5 protein-coding genes are annotated in these 8,397 nt (G+C 72.3%); 4 read left to right on the top strand and 1 reads right to left on the bottom strand.

Annotation, left to right across the window (positions count from 1 at the left end; genetic code table 11):
- A partial coding sequence (locus tag ADL12_RS16215) for an asparagine synthase-related protein (protein ID WP_062702983.1) occupies positions 1-2,095 on the bottom strand: 2,095 nt, incomplete at its 3' end.
- Between the two features lie 803 nt (positions 2,096-2,898).
- Between ADL12_RS16215 and ADL12_RS16210 the strand changes: the two genes are divergently transcribed.
- From ADL12_RS16210 to ADL12_RS16195, 4 genes are all read left to right on the top strand, one after another.
- Complete coding sequence (locus tag ADL12_RS16210; protein ID WP_062702981.1) at positions 2,899-4,323, top strand: NsdA family TPR-like regulatory protein; 1,425 nt, start codon at positions 2,899-2,901, stop codon at positions 4,321-4,323.
- A gap of 191 nt (positions 4,324-4,514) precedes the next feature.
- Positions 4,515-5,735, top strand: coding sequence for an L-2-hydroxyglutarate oxidase (gene lhgO / locus ADL12_RS16205; RefSeq protein ID WP_062702988.1), 1,221 nt, complete (start codon positions 4,515-4,517; stop codon positions 5,733-5,735).
- A gap of 167 nt (positions 5,736-5,902) precedes the next feature.
- Positions 5,903-6,757, top strand: coding sequence for a tRNA (guanosine(46)-N7)-methyltransferase TrmB (trmB, locus tag ADL12_RS16200; RefSeq protein WP_208614551.1), 855 nt, complete (start codon positions 5,903-5,905; stop codon positions 6,755-6,757).
- 196 nt (positions 6,758-6,953) lie between these two features.
- The gene (locus ADL12_RS16195) at positions 6,954-8,291 is read left to right on the top strand and encodes a PrsW family intramembrane metalloprotease (RefSeq protein WP_062702979.1); all 1,338 of its coding nucleotides are present in this window, start codon (positions 6,954-6,956) and stop codon (positions 8,289-8,291) included.
- Positions 8,292-8,397 lie beyond the last annotated feature (106 nt).

Below are 8,397 nucleotides of genomic sequence, written 5' to 3'. Positions count from 1 at the left end.
GCCCCCCCCGCGCCGCCCCCGCCCCCAGCGCCCCCCGCTGCGGCGTGATCCCCGCCGGTACCGCTCGTTGGCGGGCGGGGGTGCCTGTCCAGCAGGTGCCTCGGCGGGACAGTAGGCGGCGTAGCCAGAGTTCCAGGGAGACCAGGTCGGCCAGGCCGTCGAGGGGGAGGGGTTCGCCCTCGACTGCTGCGCGGAGGGCCTTGCGGACGACTCGGGCCTCTACCAAGCCCGCTTGGGCGAGGAGGGGGGTGCCGAAGAGGGCCATCAGGGAGTCTGCGGACACCCGCAGGCCCGTGCGCGCCGCCACCGCCGTCGACGCGTGCGACGGGGCGCCCCAGCCCGGTGGGAGGTCGGCTACTCCGGCGCCCTCCAGGACCGTACGGAGTATCGCGGCGCGGGCGCCGGGCTGGACGCGCAGGGCTTCGGGGAGGGCTCGGCAGGCGCGGACGACCTGGTTGTCGAGGAACGGTGCGTGCAGGCGCTGGAAGCGGATCTCGGCGGCCTGTTCGAGGACGCGTAGGTCTGCTGCGTGGCGGGCCAGTGCCGCACGCGCGCGGTGGTCGCCGGGGCGTTGCCCGGGGCCCACGCCGTTGCGGCTCGTCGCCGCTTGCAGGCGAACCGATACTTCAGCCAGCGCCTCGCCAGTCAGCCAGCGGGCCGCAGGGCCCGGTCTGGCCCAGGTGAGCGCGGCGAGCGACGCCCCTACGGCACCTCCGGGTTCGTCGAAGCGGCGGTCCATCAGGCGGGCGGCCAGGGACTCCAGGCCCGTGCGGTACGGCGTGCGGGCCAGTTTGCGCGCGGCTCCGTACACGCGCGCGGGGACCAGTACCGAGCCGTCCGCCTTGGCCAGGGCCGCGACGGGTCGGACCAGATGGCGACGCTTGCGGTCCATCAGGAGGTCCGCCAGGCGGGCCGGGTGTGCGTCCAGGACCTGGCGGGCGCCGTAGCCGGTGAAGTGGTCCGCGCTGCCGGCCGCCAGGCGCGCGCGGTGCCTCGCCGCCGTCACCAGGCTGGGGCCCGGCTCGTCCGTCAGCGGGCCGTCCAGGTCGGCGTACGGCAGTGTCTCCTCGCCGCCGGTGACCACTACGTGGTGCAGGCGAGGGTTGGCCGCCAGGGTGCCCGCGCGTTCCAGCTCCGCCTCGCGGCCCCCCACCGCCAAGTCGTTGAAGGTGACCGCCAGCAACCGCTCCCCCGCGCCCGTGCCGTGACCCAGGACCGTGCCCGGCATCCCGGGGAGGCCGGCGGCCAGCAGCGCCAAGGTGCCCGAGGCGGGGCCCCCGGACAGGTCCGCGCCGATGCCCGGAACCGGCATCCCGCGCGCGGCACGCCGCTCGGCGGGGCCCATCCCCGGCACCGGGCCGGGGTCTATGTCGGCGCCGGGGACATGGCGGGGTGCGGACAGACGCGCGCGTACCGCCTCCACCAGGGCGTCGCGTACGGCGTCCACCGCGCTGTCCGGATCCGCCGTGGGCGCCGCCACCGCCAGTGAGGCGACCGGCTCGTACCCGGCGATCTCGCGTGCCCCGGCGCGCAGGATCAGCGCATGCCCCGGCGGAATGCGCCGTACGCCGTCGTAGGGGGTGGAGTCGTGCAGGGCAGCCGGTACGTCGGGGGCGGCGAGCAGGGCGGCGAGGTGGCCGAAGTCGAGGTTGGCCTCGATGAGGTCGGCGAGGGGGAGCGCGGCCGTCGCATACGCCGTACCGCCCGCCCAGGGGGTGTAGAACACGGGCCGTGCGCCTGCCAGATCGCCGCACACGGTGAGCCTGCGGCCGACCTGGACGACGGCCGTGTAGCTGCCGGACCAGGCCGTCAGATGCCGAAGTGCCCCTCCGCGCGCGGCGAACAGCGCGAGGCGCAGTTGTTCGTCGCTCGCCCCGCACGTCCCGAGGACCGCGATCCGGGTCTGCGCGTCGGCCTTCACCACACGCACCTCGTCCGGGCGCCAGTCGCCGACCGCCCACAGCGGATCCGGGTCGCCCCACAGGAGTTGGGACCCCACCGGATGCACGGTCTCGCCGTCGCTTCCGGTGGCCCCCGCGGTGCCGATCCCGGCGGCCACCGCGGCGGTGCTGCTCCATCCCACCAACCACCGCATCGACGCCTCCACAGGCTGTGGACAACCAGTGCACCGTACGAACCGGTGCACCATGCTGCCATGAAGGGCGCGCGGCGGCGGGGCGGCGGAGCCGCTCGAGATCCCGGAACGCGCCCGTGAGGCGCCCTCGTGCCGACGCGAACGCGACACGCGCGTGGTCGCCGCGCCACCCGAACACCCCGACGAGGCAAGGGGATCGGGACGAGCGGGCAAGGGGGTCGCACCACGGCAGCAACCACGGCAACATCCACGGGAACAACCACGGCAACGGCACTGCTGCGACGCGAATGCGCCCCCGATACGCTCCCCGAAAACGCCCTCTGCGCCCTCAAGTTCCGTGGTGGGAGCGGCAATTACCCGGAAGGGGCAGGATCGATTTTCGGCCAAATCGGCGCCGCAGGGACAGGCTCGCGCACACTCCGTGCAAGCCCTGCGGACTACTCGCCGTGCTCGGCGTGCGCGCAGTCCGGGGAACGGAGTACGCCCCCCGGACCGTTCCGCCGCCCGCGGGGATGTAGGCGGCGGAATCCCCCAGCCCACTGGATCCAGTACAGCGGGCCGACCCACGCAGAAGCCATGGAACCGCTCCCCCGGTGGCCGGAGAAGAGCGCACGGACGGGCGCACGGCCACACAGCGGGAGCACGTCACAACTGTGCGTAGGGGGTGCGCACTTGAGTACGGACCACAATCCCGCCATCCGGAACAATGCCCCTTAACGCTTGGGATGCGGCGAACTACGCTGGGTTTACGAATGCCGCGTGGTTATGCCAGCGCGGCAGCCGTCTGTGTCGAGGGGTGGCGCATGTCCAGGGAGCAACGCGGGCCGAACGAAAAACTCGGCGCCGTTCTCGCCCTCGCGGGAATCAGCAACGCAGGACTCGCCCGACGCGTCAACGACCTTGGCGCTCAGCGGGGCCTGACTCTTCGCTACGACAAGACGTCGGTGGCGCGCTGGGTGTCGAAAGGCATGGTGCCGCAGGGTGCCGCGCCACACCTCATCGCGGCCGCCATCGGCCAGAAGCTGGGCCGTCCGGTGCCGCTCCACGAGATCGGCCTGGCGGACGCGGACCCCGCACCCGAAGTGGGCCTCGCCTTCCCCCGGGACGTCGGCCAGGCGGTGAAGTCGGCGACGGAGCTCTACCGTCTCGACCTCGCCGGGCGGCGCGCCGGCTCCGGCGGCATCTGGCAGTCCCTGGCCGGATCGTTCGCAGTAAGCGCATACGCAACGCCTGCCTCACGGTGGCTGATAACCCCGGCCGACAGTTCGGTGGCGCGCGAGGTGAACTCCGCGGAGGACTCCGGCGCACCGCTCAAAGTCGGCCACAGCGATGTGCAGAAGCTGCGGGAGGCCGCCGAGGACGCCAGGCGCTGGGACTCCAAGTACGGAGGCGGCGACTGGCGTTCGTCCATGGTGCCCGAGTGCCTACGGGTGGAGGCGGCACCGCTGCTGCTCGGCTCGTACTCCGACGAGGTGGGGCGGGCACTGTTCGGCGCCTCCGCCGAGCTCACGCGTCTCGCCGGGTGGATGGCCTTCGACACCGGGCAGCAGGAGGCCGCGCAGCGGTACTACATCCAGGCGCTGCGACTCGCGCGCGCGGCGGCCGACGTACCCCTCGGCGGGTACGTGCTGGCGTCGATGTCGCTCCAGGCGACCTACCGGGGCTTCGGCGACGAGGGCGTCGACCTCGCCCAGGCCGCCCTGGAACGCAACCGGGGGCTCGCCACGGCCCGCACCATGAGCTTCTTCCGCCTGGTCGAGGCACGCGCGCACGCGCGCGCCGGTGACGCGCAGGCGGCCGGCGCGGCGCTGAAGGCGGCGGAGGGGTGGCTGGAGCGGTCCCGGGAGGGGGACAACGATCCGTCCTGGCTCGGGTTCTACTCCTACGACCGGTTCGCCGCGGATGCCGCGGAGTGCTACCGGGACCTGAAGGCGCCGCGGCAGGTGCGACGGTTCACGGAGCAGGCGCTGTCGAAGCCGACGGAGGAGTTCGTACGGTCGCACGGGCTGCGGCTCGTCGTTTCGGCGGTGGCCGAGCTCGAGTCGGGCAATCTCGATGCAGCGTGCGAGCAGGGGGTGCGGGCGGTGGAGGTCGCGGGGCGCATATCGTCGGCTCGCACCACGGAGTATGTGAAGGATCTTCTGCATCGGCTGGAGCCGTATGGAGATGAGCCTCGGGTTGTCGAGCTGCGGGAGAGGGCTCGTCCGCTTCTCATGGCTCCGGCCTAGTGGTGGTTTCCTACGCGTCTGCCCGGTGCATGTGATCTTGAGGCTGCGGGTTGTCTGTGGTTGATCGCGGCCACGCGGCGGAGCCGCATATCGATACAGCCCCGCGCCCCTGTCGGGGCGCTGCAGTCCCCTGGGTTTGAAGGGACTGTCAGTGGCGCAGTGCACTATCGAAGCCGGAGGTGGTGCAGGTGGTGGCGCGGCAGGGTCGGTCGGGTGGTTACGACTGTGATGTGCTCGTGATCGGTGGCGGGATCGTCGGGCTGGCCACGGCGTTTGCGATCACGCGCGCCGCACCGGGTACGCGGGTGACCGTGCTGGAGAAGGAGCCGGGGCCCGCCCGGCATCAGACGGGGCGCAACAGCGGGGTCATCCACAGCGGGATCTACTACCGGCCGGGGTCGCTGAAGGCGCAGTACGCGGTGCGGGGCGCCGCCGAGATGGTCAAGTTCTGCGCGGAGTACGGCATCGCGCACGCCGTCACCGGCAAGCTGATCGTCGCGACCGAGCGGGAGGAGCTGCCGCGGCTGCACGCCCTGGTGCAGCGCGGTCGGGAGAACGGGATTCCGGTACGGGAGCTGGGCGCCGCGCAGATCGCGGAGTACGAGCCCGAGGTGCGGGGGCTCGCCGCGATACACGTCGGGACGACCGGCGTGTGCGACTTCGTCGGGGTCGCCCGGCAGCTGGCCGAGGCGTCGGGCGCGGAGATCCGGTACGGCGCGGAGGTCGAGCAGGTCGACCGGCGGGCCGAGCTGGGGGTCGCCGTACGGACCACGCGCGGGGAGGTGGTGCGGGGGCGGGTGCTGGTGAACTGTGCCGGGCTGTACTGCGACGAGGTGGCCCGTATGACGGGGGACGAGCCGGAGGTGCGGATCGTGCCGTTCCGGGGGGAGTACTACTCGCTGGCGCGGCCCGAGCTGGTGCGGGGGCTGGTGTATCCGGTGCCGGATCCGGCGTTCCCGTTCCTCGGAGTGCACCTCACGCGCGGGATCGACGGGGATGTCCACATCGGGCCCAACGCGGTGCCGGCGCTGGCCCGGGAGGGGTATCGGTGGGGTGTCGTACGTCCGCGGGAGGTCGGGGCGACGGTGGCGTGGCCCGGGGTGTGGCGGATGGCGCGGCGGCACTGGCGGTACGGGGCCGGGGAGCTGCGGCGGTCGGTGTCCAAGGGCGCGTTCGGTACGGCGGTGCGCAGGCTGTTGCCGGCGGTGACGGAGGACGATCTGGTGCCCGCCGCAGCCGGGGTGCGGGCGCAGGCGGTGTTGCGGGACGGGACGCTGGTGGACGACTTCCTGATCCGGGAGGGCCCGAGGGCCGTGCATGTACTGAACGCACCGAGCCCTGCGGCGACGGCTTCCCTGCCGATCGGGCGGGAGGTGGCTCGCCGGGCGTTGGAGGTGTTGGGGGAGGCTTGAGCGGTCGGTTGATGGTGGTTGGGGAGGCTTGAGCGGCCGGCCGAGGGTGCTCAGGGCAGGCATGAGTGGTCGGTCGACAGTGCTCGGGAGGTCGCTTGAGCGGGCGGCAGGGGCGAGGTGGTCGGGCCGGAGGGTGGCTGTGGAGAGCACGTAAAATCGATCCCACTGTGTCTGACTCCCTCAACGCTCCCGAAGTCCCCCGGCCCGGCACCTCCGGTCAGCCCGGCATCCCCGGCGAGGACTGTCCCGGCCACATCCCCGGTGTCTCGGTTCGGCACACCCGGGCCAAGGGTGAGCCCCGGTTCCCGGACGGGCCCAAGGCCGACCCCGCCGGGTCGCACTTCGAGCGGCGGATCCGCAGCTTCCAGCCGCGGCGGAGCCGGGTGACCGCGGGGCAGGCGGACGCGTTGCAGCGGCTGTGGCCCAAGTGGGGACTCGACATCGACGGGCAGTGCGTCGTGGACCTCGCCGAGCTCTTCGGGAACGGCAATCCCGTCGTGCTGGAGATCGGTTTCGGGATGGGGGAGGCCACCGCCCAGATGGCCGCCGCCGACCCCGGCACCAACATCCTCGCCGTCGACGTACACACCCCCGGGCAGGGCAATCTGCTCAATCTCGCCGACCAGAACGGACTGTCCAACATCCGGGTCGGCAACGGGGACGCCATCATCCTGCTGCGCGAGATGCTCACGCCCGACTCGCTCGACGGCCTGCGCGTCTACTTCCCCGACCCCTGGCCCAAGAAGCGGCACCACAAGCGGCGGCTCATCCAACCCGAGTTCCTCAGCCTCGCCGCGACCCGGCTGAAGCCCGGCGGCCTCGTGCACTGCGCCACCGACTGGGAGCCGTACGCCGAGCAGATGCTCGAAGTGCTGACCGCGCACCCCGACTTCGAGAACACGCAGGACGACGGCGGTTTCGCGCCCCGTCCGCAGTTCCGGCCGCTGACCCGTTTCGAGGGGCAGGGACTGGACAAGGGTCATGTGGTGAACGACCTGCTCTTCCGCCGCGTACAGCCGTAGCAGCAGCGGGAAGAACATCCAGCAGACGGCCGGACCAACAGCCCGGACCAACAGCCCGGACGAACAGCCCGGACGAACAGCCCGGACGAACAGCACCGACAAGAGCATCTACAGCAGTACCGACAGCACCCCCCACCGGCGCCAGAGCCCCTCGCGCTGCTGCGGGCGGCGCCCCTGCCTCGTTAGGGTCAATGCCGTGGCCACCTGTCCCCCGTACCCGACGCACCCCACCGGCCCCACCGGCGGCGGCACACTGCGGCACGCGCACTGGTGGCAGAAGCGCTGGGTGCGTTACGGCGCGCTCAGCGCCCTGCTCGCGCTCTCCGGGCTGGTCATCCTCGCCCTGGTACGTGAGCAGACCGGCACCGAAGGGTTCCTGGTCGGGCTCGGGCTGGCCATCCTCCCCGTGCCGCTGCTCGTCGCCTCCTTCCGGTGGCTGGACCGGGTCGAGCCGGGCCCCTGGCGCAACCTGCTGTTCTCCTTCGCCTGGGGTGCCTGCGCGGCGGCCCTGATAGCGATCGTCGCCAACAGCTTCGCGACCAGATGGATAGCGACCGCGACCGCCGACCCGTCGCATGCGGACACCCTGGGCGCGACGGTCATAGCGCCCATCGTGGAGGAGACGGCGAAGGCCGCCGCCGTCCTGCTCGTCTTCCTCTTCCGCCGACGGGACTTCACCGGGATAGTCGACGGCGTGGTGATAGCGGGGGTCACCGCCACCGGCTTCGCCTTCACCGAGAACATCCTCTACCTCGGCACCGCCTTCGGTACCGACCAGCTCTCGGGCGACAGCGGCATCGCCTCCGTCACGGCCGCGACCTTCTTCGTCCGCGTCGTCATGTCGCCGTTCGCGCATCCGCTCTTCACCGTCCTCACCGGCATCGGCTTCGGCATCGCCGCGCTGTCGGGCGAGCGGCAGCATGTGCGCCGTGTCCTCCTCCCGCTCTCCGGGCTGCTGCTCGCCATGGGCATGCATGCGCTGTGGAACGGCTCGTCGGCCTTCGGCGAGTTCGGGTTCTTCGGCGTGTACGTGGCCTTCATGCTGCCTGCGTTCGGGCTGCTGACCTGGCTGGTGATCTGGACCCGGCAGCGCGAGCTGAAGACGGTGCGCGAGGAGCTGCCCGCCTACGTCGTCGCCGGGTGGCTCACGCCGGGCGAGCCGTTCGTGCTCGGCTCGATGCGGGCCAGGCGGATGGCCCGGCAGTACGCGCGGCGCCGTGGGGGGCGTGCGGCGGCTCGGGCGGTGGCTCAGTACGAGGCGTACGCCACTTCGCTGGCCTTTCTGCGACACCGAGGGCGCCTTGGGCGGGGCGGGGCGGACTTTGTCGTACGGGAGCGGGAGTTGCTGCACGAGCTGTGGTGGCGGCGGGAGCTTGCGCGGCCGGCGCTTGAGCATGCGGGGGCTGCGCAGGCCTGGTCGGTGTACGGGTATGGGGCGCCGGTGCCGGTTTACTGGCAGCCGTACGGGCAGGTGTACGGGCCCGGCTATGGGGCGGCGGTGCCGTACCCCGCGTCCAACCCGTATCGGACGTGACCGGGGTTTTCTCGCCCCCGCCGCCCCTACCCGTCCCATCCTGAAGGGGCTCCGCCCCTTCGACCCCGCCAGGGGGCTGCCGCCCCCTGGACCCCCGCTTCGGCCC

Source organism: Streptomyces regalis (genome assembly GCF_001509475.1).
Classification (GTDB): domain Bacteria; phylum Actinomycetota; class Actinomycetes; order Streptomycetales; family Streptomycetaceae; genus Streptomyces; species Streptomyces regalis.
Note: the sequence above shows the minus strand (reverse complement) of the source record. Positions and strands in the feature narration are given on the sequence as shown.

Bases quoted from the DNA above. Each gene is read 5' to 3' on its own strand.
- ADL12_RS16210 (WP_062702981.1), top strand. From the start codon at position 2,899: ATGTCCAGGGAGCAACGCGGGCCGAACGAAAAACTCGGCGCCGTTCTC.